At 30.3% G+C, this 17508-nt stretch carries 26 protein-coding genes and 1 pseudogene; all 27 read left to right on the top strand.

The window, feature by feature from the left end; translation table 11 throughout:
• A partial coding sequence (locus Q0F58_RS12235; protein WP_294376930.1) for a hypothetical protein occupies positions 1-272 on the top strand: 272 nt, incomplete at its 5' end.
• 196 nt (positions 273-468) lie between these two features.
• A complete protein-coding gene (locus Q0F58_RS12230; protein ID WP_294376927.1) occupies positions 469-648 on the top strand; it encodes a hypothetical protein in 180 nt (59 codons plus the stop codon).
• A gap of 100 nt (positions 649-748) precedes the next feature.
• A complete protein-coding gene (locus Q0F58_RS12225) occupies positions 749-1279 on the top strand; it encodes a hypothetical protein (RefSeq protein ID WP_294376924.1) in 531 nt (176 codons plus the stop codon).
• A 340-nt stretch (positions 1280-1619) separates the two neighbouring features.
• A complete protein-coding gene (locus Q0F58_RS12220) occupies positions 1620-1880 on the top strand; it encodes a hypothetical protein (protein WP_294376922.1) in 261 nt (86 codons plus the stop codon).
• Positions 1881-2050: 170 nt separating this feature from the next.
• A complete protein-coding gene (locus tag Q0F58_RS12215) occupies positions 2051-2695 on the top strand; it encodes a DUF4355 domain-containing protein (protein ID WP_294376920.1) in 645 nt (214 codons plus the stop codon).
• Between the two features lie 12 nt (positions 2696-2707).
• Complete coding sequence (locus Q0F58_RS12210) at positions 2708-3082, top strand: hypothetical protein (protein WP_294376917.1); 375 nt, start codon at positions 2708-2710, stop codon at positions 3080-3082.
• Between the two features lie 15 nt (positions 3083-3097).
• Entirely contained in the window at positions 3098-4129 is a 1032-nt protein-coding gene (locus Q0F58_RS12205; protein WP_294376915.1) for a major capsid protein, read from the top strand.
• Between the two features lie 35 nt (positions 4130-4164).
• The gene (locus Q0F58_RS12200) at positions 4165-4506 is read left to right on the top strand and encodes a hypothetical protein (RefSeq protein ID WP_294376912.1); all 342 of its coding nucleotides are present in this window, start codon (positions 4165-4167) and stop codon (positions 4504-4506) included.
• An 8-nt stretch (positions 4507-4514) separates the two neighbouring features.
• Entirely contained in the window at positions 4515-4853 is a 339-nt protein-coding gene (locus Q0F58_RS12195; RefSeq protein WP_294376910.1) for a hypothetical protein, read from the top strand.
• On the top strand, positions 4846-5235 hold the full coding sequence (locus Q0F58_RS12190) for an HK97 gp10 family phage protein (protein WP_294376909.1): 390 nt from the start codon (positions 4846-4848) through the stop codon (positions 5233-5235). The genes Q0F58_RS12195 and Q0F58_RS12190 overlap by 8 nt, the downstream gene beginning before the upstream one ends.
• A complete protein-coding gene (locus tag Q0F58_RS12185) occupies positions 5232-5666 on the top strand; it encodes a DUF6838 family protein (protein WP_294376908.1) in 435 nt (144 codons plus the stop codon). Before Q0F58_RS12190 ends, Q0F58_RS12185 begins: the two co-directional genes overlap by 4 nt.
• Before the next feature lie 14 nt (positions 5667-5680).
• Complete coding sequence (locus Q0F58_RS12180) at positions 5681-6754, top strand: phage tail sheath subtilisin-like domain-containing protein (RefSeq protein ID WP_294376906.1); 1074 nt, start codon at positions 5681-5683, stop codon at positions 6752-6754.
• An 18-nt stretch (positions 6755-6772) separates the two neighbouring features.
• Positions 6773-7201: a phage tail tube protein gene (locus tag Q0F58_RS12175; RefSeq protein ID WP_294376903.1), complete on the top strand. Its 429-nt coding sequence runs from the start codon at positions 6773-6775 to the stop codon at positions 7199-7201.
• Positions 7202-7253: 52 nt separating this feature from the next.
• On the top strand, positions 7254-7637 hold the full coding sequence (locus Q0F58_RS12170) for a phage tail assembly chaperone (RefSeq protein ID WP_294376901.1): 384 nt from the start codon (positions 7254-7256) through the stop codon (positions 7635-7637).
• A 23-nt stretch (positions 7638-7660) separates the two neighbouring features.
• Complete coding sequence (locus Q0F58_RS12165; protein ID WP_294376898.1) at positions 7661-7807, top strand: hypothetical protein; 147 nt, start codon at positions 7661-7663, stop codon at positions 7805-7807.
• A 12-nt stretch (positions 7808-7819) separates the two neighbouring features.
• On the top strand, positions 7820-9673 hold the full coding sequence (locus tag Q0F58_RS12160; RefSeq protein WP_294376894.1) for a hypothetical protein: 1854 nt from the start codon (positions 7820-7822) through the stop codon (positions 9671-9673).
• Between the two features lie 11 nt (positions 9674-9684).
• Positions 9685-10296 carry a LysM peptidoglycan-binding domain-containing protein gene (locus tag Q0F58_RS12155; RefSeq protein WP_294376890.1) on the top strand — a complete coding sequence of 204 codons (612 nt, stop codon included), beginning with the start codon at positions 9685-9687 and terminating at the stop codon, positions 10294-10296.
• A gap of 13 nt (positions 10297-10309) precedes the next feature.
• Entirely contained in the window at positions 10310-12481 is a 2172-nt protein-coding gene (locus Q0F58_RS12150; RefSeq protein ID WP_294376887.1) for an NlpC/P60 family protein, read from the top strand.
• A gap of 10 nt (positions 12482-12491) precedes the next feature.
• On the top strand, positions 12492-12875 hold the full coding sequence (locus Q0F58_RS12145) for a DUF2577 family protein (protein WP_294376885.1): 384 nt from the start codon (positions 12492-12494) through the stop codon (positions 12873-12875).
• A complete protein-coding gene (locus Q0F58_RS12140; RefSeq protein WP_294376883.1) occupies positions 12875-13294 on the top strand; it encodes a DUF2634 domain-containing protein in 420 nt (139 codons plus the stop codon). The genes Q0F58_RS12145 and Q0F58_RS12140 overlap by 1 nt, the downstream gene beginning before the upstream one ends.
• Entirely contained in the window at positions 13294-14403 is a 1110-nt protein-coding gene (locus Q0F58_RS12135) for a baseplate J/gp47 family protein (protein WP_294376878.1), read from the top strand. The genes Q0F58_RS12140 and Q0F58_RS12135 overlap by 1 nt, the downstream gene beginning before the upstream one ends.
• A complete protein-coding gene (locus tag Q0F58_RS12130) occupies positions 14400-14978 on the top strand; it encodes a putative phage tail protein (RefSeq protein ID WP_294376874.1) in 579 nt (192 codons plus the stop codon). Before Q0F58_RS12135 ends, Q0F58_RS12130 begins: the two co-directional genes overlap by 4 nt.
• Positions 14979-14995: 17 nt before the next feature.
• Positions 14996-16078, top strand: coding sequence for a hypothetical protein (locus Q0F58_RS12125; protein ID WP_294376871.1), 1083 nt, complete (start codon positions 14996-14998; stop codon positions 16076-16078).
• A 14-nt stretch (positions 16079-16092) separates the two neighbouring features.
• Entirely contained in the window at positions 16093-16452 is a 360-nt protein-coding gene (locus Q0F58_RS12120) for a hypothetical protein (protein WP_294376869.1), read from the top strand.
• Between the two features lie 8 nt (positions 16453-16460).
• Complete coding sequence (locus Q0F58_RS12115; RefSeq protein WP_294376867.1) at positions 16461-16745, top strand: hypothetical protein; 285 nt, start codon at positions 16461-16463, stop codon at positions 16743-16745.
• Between the two features lie 76 nt (positions 16746-16821).
• On the top strand, positions 16822-17238 hold the full coding sequence (locus Q0F58_RS12110) for a holin family protein (protein WP_294376865.1): 417 nt from the start codon (positions 16822-16824) through the stop codon (positions 17236-17238).
• Between the two features lie 43 nt (positions 17239-17281).
• Positions 17282-17508, top strand: a pseudogene (locus Q0F58_RS12105) (hypothetical protein); the annotation flags it as partial.

Raw genomic sequence — 17508 nt, 5'->3', positions numbered from 1 at the left:
GTAATGAATATAATGTAGAATTGGATAAAGCTAAAAATATAATGGATGCTTACGCATTATTACATCTTGAACAAAATAAATGCGTTGTTATAGGTGATTATGCAATCATAAATCCTTTAGAGATTGCAGAAGTCAAAGCAATTGTAAATCCTTTAAAAGATAACCAATATAAATCTAATATAGTTTTAAATGTTAATACATCTGTAGATGTAGAAAAAATTGCAAATGAATTAGCAGAAAAGATTAATAAAGTTTTGGGACAAAGACTATAGTTTTATTTTAGGAGGGTTTTATGTTTGAAAAATATTTTAAAATAGGATTTATAGCATTAACTTTCAAACTGGTGAATTTAACTATAAGGTTTTAGGAGAATATTTTTCAGAAGGATATAAAGAATATATTTCAAATCCGGATAACTTGAAAATTAGAGAGATAAAGCTGTATAATTTTATTAAGGAGTTGATTTAGATGGAATTAACATTAAAAGAAAAATTGTTAAATACAACTCGATTACAAGATTTTCAATTAATTTTAAAAAAATCTAATGTAAAAGAAATCAAGGAATTAGACAAAGATGTTTTACAACATTTTTGTAGACTTGGAAATGGTGATTGTGCATATAATCATGAAGATCCAAGAAGAAAATAAAAAGCACTTACTTAGAAAAAAGAGTAGGTACTTTTATTTTAAACAAAATTAGAGGAAAATTTGATTTTTTATTGAAATGAACTTATTGAGGTGGTAATTTATGAACTATATAATAAGTTTTATTTCAGGCTTTCAAGGAATTATTGGTGCTGTGTTTGGAACGGTAGCAACTCTTATAACAACTGAACTTATTAAAAGTCTAGGTAGGTTGAAATTTTATTTTAATGATATATCTATAGAATATTCAGGTGAGAATGAACGAGGATTTACTGATATAATTGTAACAGATGTAACAAAAGCAGATGCATGTGGTTATAAATTTAGAGTACAAATATATAATAGTTCTGAAACAATAAAAATATTAAAGGATTTTAAAGTAGAATTTGTATTAGAAAGTAGAAGTATTTATAATAAACCTAATAATAGAGATGAATATATACAACATGATTGTTTCTTGGAATATAAAGATTTTAATTTGATACACATATTGCCTAAGAACATGATTGAAATTAATATGTGTGGAAATATATATAATGAAAATATGATTGAATTTTCTAAATTGAAGAAAGTTTACTTTATTGCTCAAAATCATAATAATAAAACAATAAAAAAATTAATAAAAAAATTTTAAGTATTCTCTTTTTTGAGAATACTTTTATTTTAGGAGGATTTGTATGCTGCAACTTCTATTAATATTATTAACAATAATAATTATGCAATTTATATACTATATGATATGGAACATTAAAGAAAAATTTATATTTAAAAGAATGATTGAAAATAAGTTGAAAAGAAAGATTAAATTCAAAGATATTAAGTAATGTTTTTATTATGCAAAAAATTAAGGGAGGGTTCCATGTTTGAAAAGTTTTTTAAAATAGGTTTTATTGCACTGATGTTTGGTTATTTAAGCCTTATAGGTGTTTTGATTGCGTTAGGAATTAAATTTTTATTTTAGGAGGAATTGAAAGATGACTATAAATGATTTAGAGAAATGTTATGACGAAGCTGTTAAAAATGAAGAAAATTTTGTTGGTGTAAAAATTCAAATGCAAGGATATCCGAAGCCAGAAATTATTATAAACCCAAGTGAAAACTTTTCTAAGAAACTTGAATATTATAAAAATTCCTATAATGAAGATTTGACTTTAAAAGCATTTGATGGAATAAAAATTATAGGATGTGCGCATGGTGAGTGTTTTGAAGAAATATATGATGATTTATTACGATAAAATTAATATTTAATTGACTTTAAGCAATTAGTCGTAAAACAGGCTTATTTTTTATGCAAAATTTTACGTCTTATGTGCATTTAGTGTATAAGGTGTAATCATATTAGAAATTAATTTTAAAGCGTTCTGCGTACCAGTATTGGCGTGTGGAGTGAAAGGAGAAAATTTATATGCTAAAGAAAGATTTATTAAAAAAAATTGAACAGGCTAAGGATGATGAAGATATTAATGAACTTTTAAAAGGAACTGATATTGAAACAGCATTTAAGGGTGAAGAACCAACACTTGATGTTTTTAAAAATAAAATAAAAGCAGATAAAGAGTTTCAAAAGTTTATGAATAGCGAAAATGATAAGCATAGTTCAAAAGAAATAAAAACTATGAAGGAAAATGGTAGTTGGGAAACTGTATTTGCAGAAGAACTCAAGGCAAAATACCCGGATTTAATTACTGATCCAAAAGATAAGAAGCTTTCAGAAATGCAAAAACAAATTGATGAAATGAAAGCCAAGGAAGAAAGACAAAATTTATTAGATAGTGCTAATGGATATGCAAAAGAAAAGGAAATGAATTTGCCAGCTGGGATAATAAAGAGATGTTTAGGAAGCGATATTGATGAAACTAAAGCAACATTAGACTCAATTAATGAAGAATGGTCAAAAAGCCTAGAAACATTAGTTGATCAAAAAATGAAATCTCATTCATATATACCAGGTGCAAGTGGAAGTGGAGAAAAAACAAGTATAGGTGCAACATTAGCAGCTAAAGCTAATGCAAATAAATCAGCTCCAAGTAATCCTTGGGCTGCAAAATAGGGAGGAATAAATATGTATTTTGAAAAGAAAACTTATGAAAGTGATTTGGAAATTTTGGTTACAGAAAAAAATCTAGTTACCTTTAGTGGAACAATACTGGCATCTAATGTAACTAAAGCTGATGAAAATGGAAAGAAGTACGTTTTATCAGGTTCATTAATTGATGCTGATGGTAAAGTTGTTACTCAAAAGGGTACAAGTGGTTCAGAAACTCTATCTACTACTCCAGTAGGAATATTGTATAAGAGTGTTGATGTTACTAATGGAGATGAGGCTGGTTCTCTTATTGTAGAAGGATATTTAAGAAGTGATAGAGTCTTAGATGGATTTGCAGAAAAAGCAGTAGAAGCAATAAAAGCAGCATTACCAAATATAAAATTTAGATAGGAAGGTGAATAATATATGCCAAGATTAGAAGAAGTTTTTAATACAGAAGAATTAATTAACTATTTTAAGGAAAGACAAGTAACTCCAATGTTGGGAGAAAGTCTTTTTCCAGAAAGAAAGATTCAAGATATTGAGTTTGATATGATTTTAGGAACTGGAGGGCTTCCAGTTACAGCCGAGGTTCACGCTTTTGATACTGAAACTCAAATTGCCAGCAGAGAAGCAATCGAAAAAGGTGTTGCAAGTTTAGCACTTATTAAGAGAAAAATTAAGATTGCAGAAAAAGAAATTATAAAGGTTAACAATCCAAGAACAGATTCAGAATTAGCCTTTGTATTATCTCAGCTTTATAATGATGCAGAAAAGATGACTGATTCAGTAAAGGTTAGAGTTGAAGCAATGAGAATGGAATTATTATCTACTGGTAAAATTGCTATCAATGAAAATGGAGTAAAGGTGACAATAGATTATAAAGTTCCTAGTGGAAACAAAAAAACATTCACATGGAAAACACCTGCAAGTGACACTCCATTAGATGATTTAACTACATTAGCAGATGCAGTTGAAAAAGAAAGTGGTTACAGACCAACAAGAGCTTTGACTTCAAGAAGATTAGTAAGAACTATCTGTAATTGCGATAGTGTAAGAAAAGCAGTTTATGGAGTTAACTCAGATAAAATTGTTACTTTGGCTTCATTAAATGAACTTTTAGTCCAATTAGAATTGCCTCAGATAGTAATTTATGAAGGCAAATACAAGAAAGAAGGAGCAAAAGGATTTACTACTGAAAGATATTTCCCTGAGAACTGTATTGCCATGTTTGGTGATGAAACATTAGGAGAAACAATTTATGGACTTACTGCTGAAGAAGTAAAACTTATTGGTGATGGAAAGATGGAAGAAGCATCAATGCTAGACAATAAAATTTTTGTTGGAACTTACACATCTATAGATCCAGTAGGGGAGTTCACTAAAGCAGCAGCTACTGCACTACCTACATTACCACATGGAGAAGAACTAGGAATAGCAACTATTACATTATCATAGAGAGACTTAAAATCTCTCTTTTGAGGAGGATTAGAATGGCTATATCGGAAGAATTAAAAAATAGATTGGTTTTAAGATTAATTAAAACATATAAAAATAGAGAAGATTGGTCAGATGGATATGTAAAAAGAAAATACTCAGATGCAATAGAATATATCACAGGTAATTTTGATTTATTTTTTAATACTGGTTCTATGACTTCTAGTTCATCAAGCAATTCTGCTGCTACAGGTGCAATTAAAAAGATTAAACAAGGGGAAAGAGAAATAGAATATGAAACAAGTGGAATAAGTACAAACGATACTATTACTAATAAGGTAAATTCTGATCCTGTTTTAAAAATTTTATTAGGTTGTCCTTTAGTAAAAATGATGTAGGAGGGCTTATGAATTGGTTTTACAATAAAGAAATTAATATTTATGCCTATGGTGAGTATGAGGATGAGCATGGTATCGACAGAGAAGGATATAGTAAGATTAATAAAGAGCCTATTATGGTCGATATACAACCTTATTCTACTGCTAGAGCAAAGAAGGACTATGGATATGACACTGAATGTAGTAGGAGAATGTTTTCTGATATTATTCCTGAAATTGTTATAGGTAATTATATAGAGTTTAACAATAAATTTTATGAAATAAAAGAAATTCCATGGGATGATGATTACTATGAAATTTTACTCAATGATGTAGATCATAAAGTTGAGGTGATTTCTAATGAGTAATATTAATGATGATATGGAAAGGCTTGCAGAAGAAATAAAACAATGCTGCATTGAAGTTCTTGAAGAAAGTGCGACTGAAGCAGTAGCAGAAATTAAAGCAATGACTCCTGTAGGTTTTGGTATTCTAAGGCGTTCCATTACACATGATGATGTTGATAAAAGTAATTTAACTGTAGATGTTGGTAGTAATATTCAATATGCTCCGTATGTTGAAGAAGGATATACTCAAAAAGCTGGACAGTATGTACCTGTTTTAGGAAAGAAACTTACTGGAAAGCACATACAAGGAGCTCATATGATAAGAGATGGACTTACTGTTGCTGAAAATAAGTTAGAGGATAAATTAAAGCAGAAATTACAAGAAAGGTTTGGTAGAATATGATAACGGATATAGCAATATTATATGCTTTCTGTAGTAAATTAAGAGAAAAATTTCCTTCTAAGGATTATAAAATAATTGCAGATGCATGTAGTGCCGATATAAAAAAACCTACCTTTTTTGTTGATGTAACACCATTAGATAGTGATACCTACAGGCGGTATAGTAAAGAATTATTTAATGTAACAATAGAATATGTTGAAGAAAGAGACTTATCTCAAGAAGATAAATTAAGTATGAAAACCATACTAAATAATTTATTTACTATGGGTATTAAAGTAGAAAAAACATTTGTTGTATTTCAGAAAAAGATTTGGAGTACAAAAAATGTTTTTTCTTTATGTTTAACTTTTGATTTCTTTAATAGAAATGAAGAAGTCTGGCCTGAAGATTATTATACAAAATTAATGCAGAAATTAGATATTCAGATATAAGGAGGGATTAGCTTATGGGAATGCCAGTTGAAAAGATTGACTTGCAGGCTTTAGCTGAAAATGCGGGAGCTAGAAGTGTAAGAGGAATAGCAATGCTCATCTTAGATGATAAGGTTACAGGTGTACATAAGTATGCTAGAAAAAGGAATGTTAAGGAAACTTATTCAGCAGAAAATAAAAAAATTATAAGTAAATGTTTCATTAAATACAATGTTAAGAATATGAAAATTGTTTGTTATGATTCAACAAATGAAGAAACACTCCAGACTGCTTTAGATAAGATTAATGGAATTAAATTTAATTATTTAGCATGTCCTACAGCGACAAGTGAAACAGATAAGAAGTTAGTAGGAGATTTTATAAAGGAGCAAAGAAAACAAAATAATATTTTAGTACACGCCATTTTAAATGGATATGCAGGTGATGATGAAGGAGTAATTAATTTTCCACATACAAATATAACGGTTGACGGTGAAGAATTAACTGGTGCTGAATATTGTGTTGATGTAGCTTGTATGTGTGCAACAGGTGCTATTAATAAATCTATGACTAATAGACAAGCACAAGGTGTAACCGCAGTAAGTGAAATAGAGGATGAAGATGCTGCTATTGATGCAGGGCAACTCATTTTAACTTATGATAATGATCTTGAATACTTTGTATTTGCTAGAGGTGTAAATAGCAAGACAACAATTGCCGAAGGTGAAAAAGAGCAGCTTAAAAAAATAAGAATTGTTGAAATATTAGATATGATAAGAGATGATGCAAAGCTTGAATGGAAAGCAAATTATAAAGGTAAAAAGGAAAATACTTTTGATGAAAGACAGAATCTTTGTACAAAGTATAATCTTTATCTTAATACTTTAAGCAGAAAAAAATATCTTAATAATGCTACTGAATATAAGAGCTATTGTGAGCAGAACATTGAAGCTATGAAAAATTATCTTGAAGATGAAAGAGGTGTTGATGTATCTGAATTAGCAGATAATGAGATTCTTACACATGATTATGGTGAGCATGTGTTTTTGAAATGGCATGTATATCCAGTAGATGTAATGGAAGATCTTGAACTTATTATAAATTATTAATAGGAAGCTGGTGATTTTATGGAGATTTTTGATGAAAATGACATTGTAAGAGGCCGTTTTTTTAGTTTATGGATAGATGGTGAACTTTATGCTGAAGTTAAAGGGGCAGATTCTACATCTGAATTAAAAACTGAACAGGTTCCAATAGCAGGACAGCTTGGAGAAGGTGAGAGAGTTGTTGGTTCTACAGGAAGTGGAAGTCTAACATTCTGGAAAACTTACAATGGATTGAATCAAAAAATAAATGAATGCATTAAAAATAATAAGGCATTTGTCTTTGATTTAACAGGGCAAAGCAATGATCCTGAATGTGATGGTTACGAAAGAGTAACTATACAGAAGTGCAAAATGAAGAAATTCAAGCCATTACAAGGTGATATTACAAAGAATTTATTAGAGAATACTTATGATTTCTCTTATAATACACAGAATGTTAATTATGAATAATTGAGGTGTTTTATAACATCTCTTTTATTTTATATAAGAAAGGAAGATTGATTTGATTACAGTTGATAGAATTATAAAAGAAAAACTTGAAATATGCAATTTTAATGATAAACGTGAAAATTACAAGGTAAAAAGACTTGGTGATGATATAGAGTTAAAAGCAGTTGATGTAGAAAGATTATTGGATTTAACATACACTTGCAAAAATGAATATACTGCACAGATAAGGACAGTTTATGAAGGTGTTACTGAGCCGAATTTGAAAGATAAAGATTTATGGAAGCAGCTTGGAGTATCTATTGGAAATCCATATGAAGTAGTAAAAAAGATTTTTAAGCCATATGAAATTATTGATATTGCAAATAAAATTTTAGAAATAAGTGGTTTAAATGAAGTCCCATCTAAAAATGAAATGCAGGAAGAAATAAAAAACTAATAAAGGAAGATGAAAGAGGTAGAATGTATTCTTACTATATAGATAGAGGGTTTACATTGGAATATCTCGAAAATCTTCCTTTTTTTAAAGCACAATTCTTTATATCTTCCATGTATGTAAATAGAGAAGAGCATATACAGGAAGAAGTTGAAAAAATAAAACATATGTAAAGGATGGTGTTTATGGGAAATTTATATGGTGGTACTTTAAACCTAAGAGATGGATTTACAAGAACTTTACAACAATTTTCACGTTCGGTTCAGCAAGCTAATAATAACTTAAATACTTTTAGAGATAGAATTGAACAAAGTGAAGCCAGTAATCGTCTTGCAACTCGACGTATGCAACAACAGATACAGCAATTAGCACAACAATATGTTCAACAAGGTTATACTATGCAACAGGCTATGAGAAGAGCAACACAATCTGTACAGAGATCAGCTCCAACTACAGGAAATGCATGGATTGATGTATTAGGAAGAATAAGGCAAGTAGGTACAGATGCATTTAATAATATTAGACAATCTTCTAATAATTTTAGTAATTCAATTTTAGGAACTTTAAGTAAATTAACGGCAGGCTTTTTAAGCCTTAAAGGAATGACATCTTTATTTAAAGAATCGTTAGATAGTGCAGTAGAGTTCCAAAATGCAAAAATGTATTTGGATGCAATGTATAACGGAAATGGTGTAGAGAAGTATAAATGGGCGACTAATTATGCAAATGAGACACCGTTCGAAGAAGGAGAAGTTGTAAACAGTTTATCTACTGCAAAGGCCTTAGACATGGATGATTCTGAGAGTGCTATGAAACTATATGGTGATTTAGGTTCATTAGCAAAACTAAGAAAAGTCGGAGGAATAAATGAAGCTGTTCTTGCTATAAATGATGCTCAAAATGGTGAATGGATGAGATTGCAGACAATTCTTGGCGTGAAAAGGCAAGGATTAGAAGATTATGCTAAAGAAAAAGGATTGGATAGTTTTTCTAATAAAAAGGGACAGGTAACCAGTAAAGAAAATTTGATGAAAGTCTTTCAATCTTATCTTGATGATAAAGGTATCACAGGGATAACTGAAAAGTATGGTAAAACTTTTGAAGGTAGAGTATCTACTTTAAAAGGTAACTGGAAAAAGGCATTGGCTGGATTAATGGGAATAGCAGAAGATGGTACTGTTAAAGATGGTTCATTGTTTGCGAATTTAGCCAAATCACTTGAAACATTAATTGCAAGTGTAAATAGATTTGCTGAAAGTGGTGGAGCTGAAAAAATAGGAGATTTTCTTGGAAAAGTAGGCGGTAAAATATCTGATTTCTTAAATTACTTGTCTGAAAATCCTGAAGCTGTTGATATACTTCTTAAAGCAGGAACTGCATTAATAGGCTTGAAAGTTGCTGGAAGTGTATTATCTCCTTTAAGAAATTTAATTGGAATAATTGGAGGAAGTGGAGCTGGAGGATTATTAGGTTCTAGTGGTCTTTGTTCTGGGGCGTTGAGCCTTTTATCTAGTTCTTTAGGAAAAGCGACTATAGGAATAGGAGTTTTTGCAGCAGCAAGCAAAAGCCTATTTAATGAAAATGGAATCCTACATAAGATTGGAAATGGATTAAATCCTGTAAACTGGTTTGCATCTAAAGGAAATAAAGTGGATGGAATAGCAGCAGCAGAAGCACTTATTAAACAAGGTGGTGCAGGATGGAACTGGTTATACGAAAAAATGATGGGTAATGATGATGCAGATAAAAATTACAAAGCAAATGTAACTAAAGCATGGGCAGATAGTGACAGGGCTGATGCAAAGTTAAATGGAGTATCTGATAATATTTATGAATGGGGTGATAGCACAAAATCAAAATATAAAAATTTATATGATTATGAAAAGTTCTATAATCATGATGCATCCTATGCAAAATTCCAGCAACCATCTATAAGTGTAAATGTTGAAAGAATTGATAAGGATGTTAACACTGATGAACTTATGAAAAATGTAATGAAACAGTATCAACAGTATGCAACAACTAGAAATGGTGATTAAGGAGGAAGATCATGAGGAAATTATATCTTAAAAGTTTAATAGAAAATAAAGAAATATTATTTCCAGTAACTCCTTTTATTACTTACAATTATAAAATGTCTAATCAGACTCAAGACTTATTTGGGTTTGGAGAAATTGGAACTGGAGCAACTTCTATATTAGCGACATGGACCGCAAAAAGTTTTTTCCCACATCCAGATAATGAATATGATTTTAATTTAAATCCTAAATCAGTAGGATTTTTTGTTAATACATTATGGGGGTGGATGACAAAACAGCATCCATTACTATTAAGATATTATGATGATATTACTGGAAATGTTACAAGACAGAATTGCAAAATAACAGGATTTTCTTATGGAGAAGAAGATGGAAGCAGAGATGTTAAATATACTATAGAATTTCAAGAATATAAAAAACTTGAGTTAAATAATTCTAAGTTACAGGAAACTAACAAAATAGTTTATAACAACTCTACTACATATACAGTTCAAGATGGTGACACGATACTGATAATTGCAAGTAAAGTATATGGTGATTCCACAAGATATGTTGATATTATGAAGAATAATAATCTTACTAATCCTTTAGGAATAAAGGTTGGAGATAAACTGAATATATAGAAAGGAACAGAATATGTTTGATAAGAATTTAGATCTAATATGGATAGATTATGATACTAAAGACTGGAATCATATTGTAGATTATTGCAGTGAAATAAAAATGTCTATGAGCTATACCAAAATAAGTACAGAACTTGAATTTAAATTACCTTATTCAGTTTATTCTCCTGAAATAGTTCCGCTCAATATAAAAAAGGGAGATAGAATACAGCTTAAATATAAAGATGATGTTCTATTTACTGGTAAGGCAATTATTGTTGATACTTATGGAAAAAATCAATATATTACAGTTAAAGCATATGATTATTGTTGGTGGTTCTGTAAGAGTAAGATTACTAAGAATTTTAGTAAAATTACAGTGTTTGATGCAGTTAAGTGGGTATATAAGAATATTGGAATGACATTAACAACTCAAGATGAAGAGAAATTAAAGAAAGAGCTTGGAGAAAACTATAATCTAATGATTGACACCCATTTGATTGAAAATGTTGAAGCCAACAAAGTATTAAGTGCAATATATTCAGATGTACGTAAAAAAACAGGTGTGTATTATTATATGCATACAAGTACAGATGGAGAAAAAGTAATAATAACAGAATCTGATAGATATTATACAGGGCTATCTCTTACATTATGCAGTAGTCTAAAAAAGGCTGATGGAAATATATTAGACTGGCACAAAGAAGACAGTATGGAGAATATGATAACTCGGTACAGAGTATATAAAGAAAATGCTTCTCCAGTTGATTTAAACCAAGATGGTATGACAGAAAGCGATAATAAAAGCAATGATAACAATAAAGAAAACTCTGATAAAACAAAAGAAGATAATTTATCAGAGCAGTTGAGTGAGGGAAGAAACACAGTAATTTTAAATCAGGAAAATATCAATAGATATGGAGTAATTCAAGAAACAATAACAATGTCAGATGATGATACTATTGCTGGAATAGTTGAAAAATGCAAAAATGAAATGAAAAAACATAATGGTGAAGAAAAATTATATGTAAAGTGCTTTGGGGATTTAGATTATAAGCCTGCTTATGGTGTACTAGTTAAGATTCCAAGCACTATTTTTTATGATATGTTTATGTATATAACTACTTCAGAATGGACGTGGCTTAAAGATGGAAGTTTTATATCAGAAATGGAATTAAGTCAGAGCAAGCATACTGACATGACTACATGGGATGATATAGAAACTAAACAGGAAGAAGAAAGTCAATCTGACAATACAGGTACTGGTTCTTTGGCAGACCAAATAGTTGAATATGCTAAAACTTATATAGGATGCCCATACGTATGGGGTGGTACTGGTGAACCTTTAACAGAATCAACTGTTAATAGCTTCATAGGAAGTTCTCACGACATAACAGTGAAAGATGGTGCTAATGGAAACTGGAAGAACTGGCTTAATAAAGAAGGATATGATTGTAGTGGTTTTACCCAGTCTGTATATCAGCATTTTGGCATAGAAATTACACGAACCACAACAAGTAATCAGATGGGCCAAGGAGTTGCTGTAGATACTGGGGATGTTAGTCAATGGAAGAAAGGAGATTTGATATTTCCATCATCAGGACATGTTCAAATGTATATTGGAAATAATCAATGCATTGAAGCACCTGAAAGTGGAAGGACTATTTGTATTAGCAGTTTAAGAAATTCTTACTACTCTGTAAGAAGAGTTTTAAAAGAAGAAGATTTTATTGCTAAAAATAGTGGTAAGAATTTAACTATAGAAAGTTCTGGTATATCTAGCCAATATATTGAATTGTTGAAGGAACTAGAAGGGTTTGTATCACACTGGGATAATTCTAGTAAATATGGAGCTATAGGTTATGGAACAGATGCAAGTAGTACTGTTGGAAAAAGATTAAAAGCACAAGGAGTTACTTCTTGTACAGAGGCCGAAGCAACAGAATGGCTTAAGGAAGAAGTAGCAGAATGGGCGAATGAAGTTACAAAGAAGATGACAGCTAAAGGAGCAAGTCTTAATCAATATGCATTTGATTGTATGACAGATATAGCATATCAATGGGGAAATCAGAAATGGAGTATTTTAGATTTACTTTGCAATGGAGATTATGAAGAAGCTAAGTCTAAGATTATGAAATTTGGATATCCAAGAAGAGATAGAGCAAGATGTAATATACTTGACGGTTCATACACTGTAACAGAATAGGAGGGCTGATATGGAAAAATGGGAAGAAATGCTGTATAAAACACTCGATAAGAGTGCTAAAAGCAGTATTGATATAAAAGAAACAAAGATTGGAATTGTAACATCTATAAATCCACTACAAGTTTGTATTGGAAAGTTAGTGTTGGAAAAAGAAAATCTATATATAAATGAAGAGCTACTTGAACATGAAAGACAATTTACAATACCAGAACAGCCCACTACTGGTAAAACAAGTGGAACAGTTCCAGATGGTAATGTTATAAGAGTTGGTTTTAGTAATAAGAAAATGATAATGCACTTCAAATTAAAAATTAATGATTTAGTTGCTCTTAGAAAGCTTGAATTTGAAAAATATTATTTAGAAGCAAAAGTCAGAAAGGGAAGTGATCTATAATGAGTGTATTTCCAGATGACTATGGCAAAATGAATTACTATAAGGAAAATAAAAGTGAAAAAGAAATAGAATTATTAAAAGAATATGCGGTTAATTTTGAAACAGAAGAAATAAGCAATACTGAATTTGTGTATGGAATAGATGCCATTGCAGTTAGAGTATGGCTTATTTTTTTAATACGCAGAAATAGATGGTTTATATATTTAGATGTCGGTTCTAAAATAAAGGATTTAAGAGGAGAAGATTTTGAATATGCTCAACTCCACATTGAAGAAATATTGAAAGAAGCATTAATCGATGATGTGTATATTACAGATGTTGTTGATATAAGTCTTTCATATAAAAATGATAAATTAACTGTTGAATTTACAGTGGTAAGTATTTATGGAAATTATGAAGGACTTGAGGAGGTGACTTAGTGGATAGTATATATTTTAAAGATGCGAAACAATTTTATAAAGAAATGGCTACTCAAGTAAGTGATGTGAGTACTAATAAACATACACTATTTTATAATGCAGATATGCCTGTAAGTTATGAACTTAGTTACATTACAATGTTGCTTGATGAAATAACAAAATTTATGTTTGCTCAAAGTGCATGTGATAATGGATATTCTGAATATTTGACAAGAAAATGTGCTGATCTAGGTGTAGACAGGAAATTAGCTCAAAGCGCAACTGGAACTATAAAAGTTACCGGAAGAGTCAATTCTAAATTGCCAGCAGAAAGTATGGTGAGTACAGTTGAGGGTGTTGTCTTTATTACTGATACAGATTTAGTGATAGATTCTACTGGAGTAGGGTATGTGACTATTACAGCAAAAGAAAAAGGTTCAAAGTATAATGTTGAAGCAAATACAATTACTACATTTCCACTTAAATATAGTGGAATAATAAGCATAACAAATGAAGAAAAAATAGTTAATGGTTATGATGAAGAATCTGACTATGATCTATTAGAAAGATATTTATTTAAGATAAGAACCACTGCAACAAGCGGAAATGCTAACCACTATAAAATATGGGCCACAGAAGTCAATGGAGTTGGTAAATGTAAGGTGTTTGAAACTACTAATGAAAAGGGTGAAGAACAAAATGGACATGTATTAGTAATTATAACTGATTCAAACAAAAGAAAGGCCAGTGAAGAATTATTGACTGCATGCTATAACCACATAGAAGATGAAAGACCTGTAAACGCAAAAGTTCATGTGATTAGTGCTGGAGAAGTACCATTAAATATAAGTGCTACTATTTATTTTGATTCTACACAATATTCTTTAGAAGATATTAAGAAAAAAATATCAAATTCAATAACCAATTATTTAAAAGAAAAAGCCTTTAGTGAGACCGATAAATCTACTTATGTATCTTACAATAAAATTGGAAGCATCATATCAGATACTGTTGAAGTTGAAGATTATGATGCTTTATTAATTAATGGTGGTACAAGCAGGATAAATATTAAAAATACTGAAATTCCAGTGCTTGGAACATTGGAAATAACAGAGGGAACATTATCATGAGTGAAATAATATTAAAAAAATTTAATATTGATAAATATGTAACTCCAAAGATAAATAAAAAAGATATAATGAGTAAAATTTATCTCAGTCAACAGGCCCAAATTGATATTTTAAATGGAAATATAAAAGATTTAATTGACAATCTATTCATTGATACTGCAACATGGGCTCTTACTTTTTGGGAGGATGAACTTGCTATAGAAAAAGTCTTAGACGATACTTATGAAAATCGTAGAGGACGTATTAAAGCAAAATTAAGAGGTTATGGTACCTGTACAAAGAAACATATTAAAAATGTTGCCCTATCTTATGGTTATGGTGAAGTGGATCCTATAGAGCATTATGAGGATTATGTTTTAGAAATTAAATTTATAAGTACCATAGGTATTCCACCAAGATTATCTGATTTTAAGAAAACAATGAGGATGATAGTGCCTGCGCATATAGGAATTATTTATACATTTAAATATAACACTTGGGGAGATGTTAAAGCTGCTGGTATTACATGGGGATATTGTAAGGAACATAATATTACTTGGGAAGATTTAAGAACTAAGGATTTATCTACTTTATAAGAAAGGAATGAGGATAAGTGCAAAATACAATAAATCATGGAATGAATAAGCCTGAGTATAATAATGTAGTTGATGTAAATATGATTAATTTCAATACAGATATTATTGACAAAGGACTCACATTAAATGTTGGAGATTCTACAGGCACAGGAAACAATTATATCTTAGATATAGGAAGTATTACATTAACTGCTGATAATAAAGGAATTGCTTTTAGATTTTGGGCAGATAAAGATAGTACAGGAGCAGTAAAAATAAATACTGATTATAATTTATTAAAAGGTGTTGGTAAGCCTGTAAGTAATTTAAAAGCAGGAAATCCATATACTGTTGTTTATGATGGTGGCTCAAATTTTTTCTTGGGTAGTGGTAGCTCTGTAGATGGCGATAAAGTTACTGCTACCGAAAAAGATGTATTAGCACCTAAAACATTTATTGGAAGTGATGAAGAAATTCACACAGGAAGTATGCCAGAACGTGGGGCAGTTACACAAGCATTAAGCATAAATGGAGTGTTAAATCTTCCAGAAGGACATTATGATTCTGTAAAAGTTACCCAAAATGTAACTTCTTTGACAGGGCATCAGTATGCAACCGAAACAGCTTATTGGCCAATAAATACTGGTGGAAATTCTCAACCACAAATTTTCTTGAGACCTCCTAGACCAGCTTATTTATATGGAGATGTTTGGATAAGACAGGCGGTACCATATTTGCAGCCACAATATATAGTGGCCGGAGCTAATATTTTAGGATGTGCTGGAAGTGCTACAATAGAAAGTTTAGGTGGAGCGAGATATAGTAGCGGAACTAAAGCTGGAGGAGCAGACCATACAGTTTCATGTCCATTTGATCCAGACTTGGTTGTTATGTATTCTTACTATGGAGCTAATGCAAGCAATTACATATCTATAGTTGCTAAAAATGGATTCATGGGAACATCATATAAATATTTAATGTTTACGTATGATGTTGATTCACCAGGTAAAATAGAAGGAGTTCTACCTTCTTATTATGGGTATAATAATGGAGTTTTGACATTGCCGATTTTAGATACTAACACAAAATTTACTCATAAATATATTGCATTTAAATTCTAGAAGGAAGTGGATATATGAAAACATTAATTGTATATGACAAAGATGGAAATATAGTTTTTACATCAGGTCCAGCATCAGATAATTATGGTCTGTTTGTACAAGATATGGATACTAATAGAATTCCTATAGGTGTAGATTTAGAAAACAATAAAGCTGTTACAGTAGCAGAAGATGCATCAGAAAGTTATAAAAATAAAATTACATCAGAACTAAAGAAGAAAAATGAGCTATATATTCTAAAGGAAGATTTATCAGAAACTAAACAAGCAAATAAGGAACTTAATGATGAAATAAAAAAACAAATTAACGAGTTAAAAAAAAGTGATTTAGAAATATTAGATTATGTGGATTGTATAACTAATACTGAAGAATAGGTGATTTTATGAAGTCATTTATTGAATATATAAAATTTTTAATAAAGAAAGGAATTGATTTTATGTCAGAAATGTTAAAAGGAATGGAAATCAAAAACATATCAATAACTTATGCACAGGCTATAGTAGAAGGATGGAAGACTTTTAATAAAGTACCAAAATACTTTAAATCTGATTGCGCAGTAGCCTTAATAGTATTATTTGGAGCAGAAGATAAAATTACAGACCAGAAATATTTAGATGAGGCAAAGCAAAGAATTACTGAAGCACAGCAAGAGGATGTAGAAGAATAATTAAATAACAGGCAATAATTAAGGACTTTAATAGGTCTTTTTTTATTGCCTTAATTTACAGAAAAGAGGTATAGAGATGGAATTTTTAACAAGATATTTTAAAACGTTCATTGCAATTATAGGTACAGCACTTACATGGCTTTTTGGAGCATGGGACACGCCTTTAGGGATATTAGTATTATTTATGGCCTTGGACTATTTAACAGGAGTTCTGAGGGGATATATAAATAAAGACTTAAGTTCAAATGTAGGACTTCATGGAATTGCACGGAAAGCAGTTATATTTGTAGTTCTTATTGTAGCTGTAGCATTAGACAGACTATTAAATATGGGAAATTGGTTATTTAGAAGCCTTGTATGTTATTTCTACATAGCAAATGAGGGCTTAAGTTTATTAGAAAATTGCGCAAGCTTAGGACTACCTATTCCAGATAAGATTTTAGATGCTTTAGTACAGCTTAAAGATGGAGAAAAGAAAGAAATTAAGAATTAAAGTTGATTGGCTGTCTTATTTTTTATTTTAAGGAGATGTTTAAATGTTAGAATTAGCATTAACAAATAAAAATTGGAAAGAGAACAATGGAAAATGGACTTTATGGAACAATGATGCACAAGTAACAGGATGGGTTCATGATACTAATAGAGATACATGGTATTATTGTTATTCATCTGATATTGCAGTTGGATGGATGCAAGACTATGATGGTAGATGGTACTATTTCTTTAAAGAGCAATGTGTGGACAATAATAAGCAGATGTATAG

It is taken from the genome of uncultured Clostridium sp. (assembly GCF_934754915.1).
GTDB lineage: Bacteria > Bacillota > Clostridia > Clostridiales > Clostridiaceae > Clostridium.
This window is presented reverse-complemented; position numbering and strand designations above follow the sequence as displayed.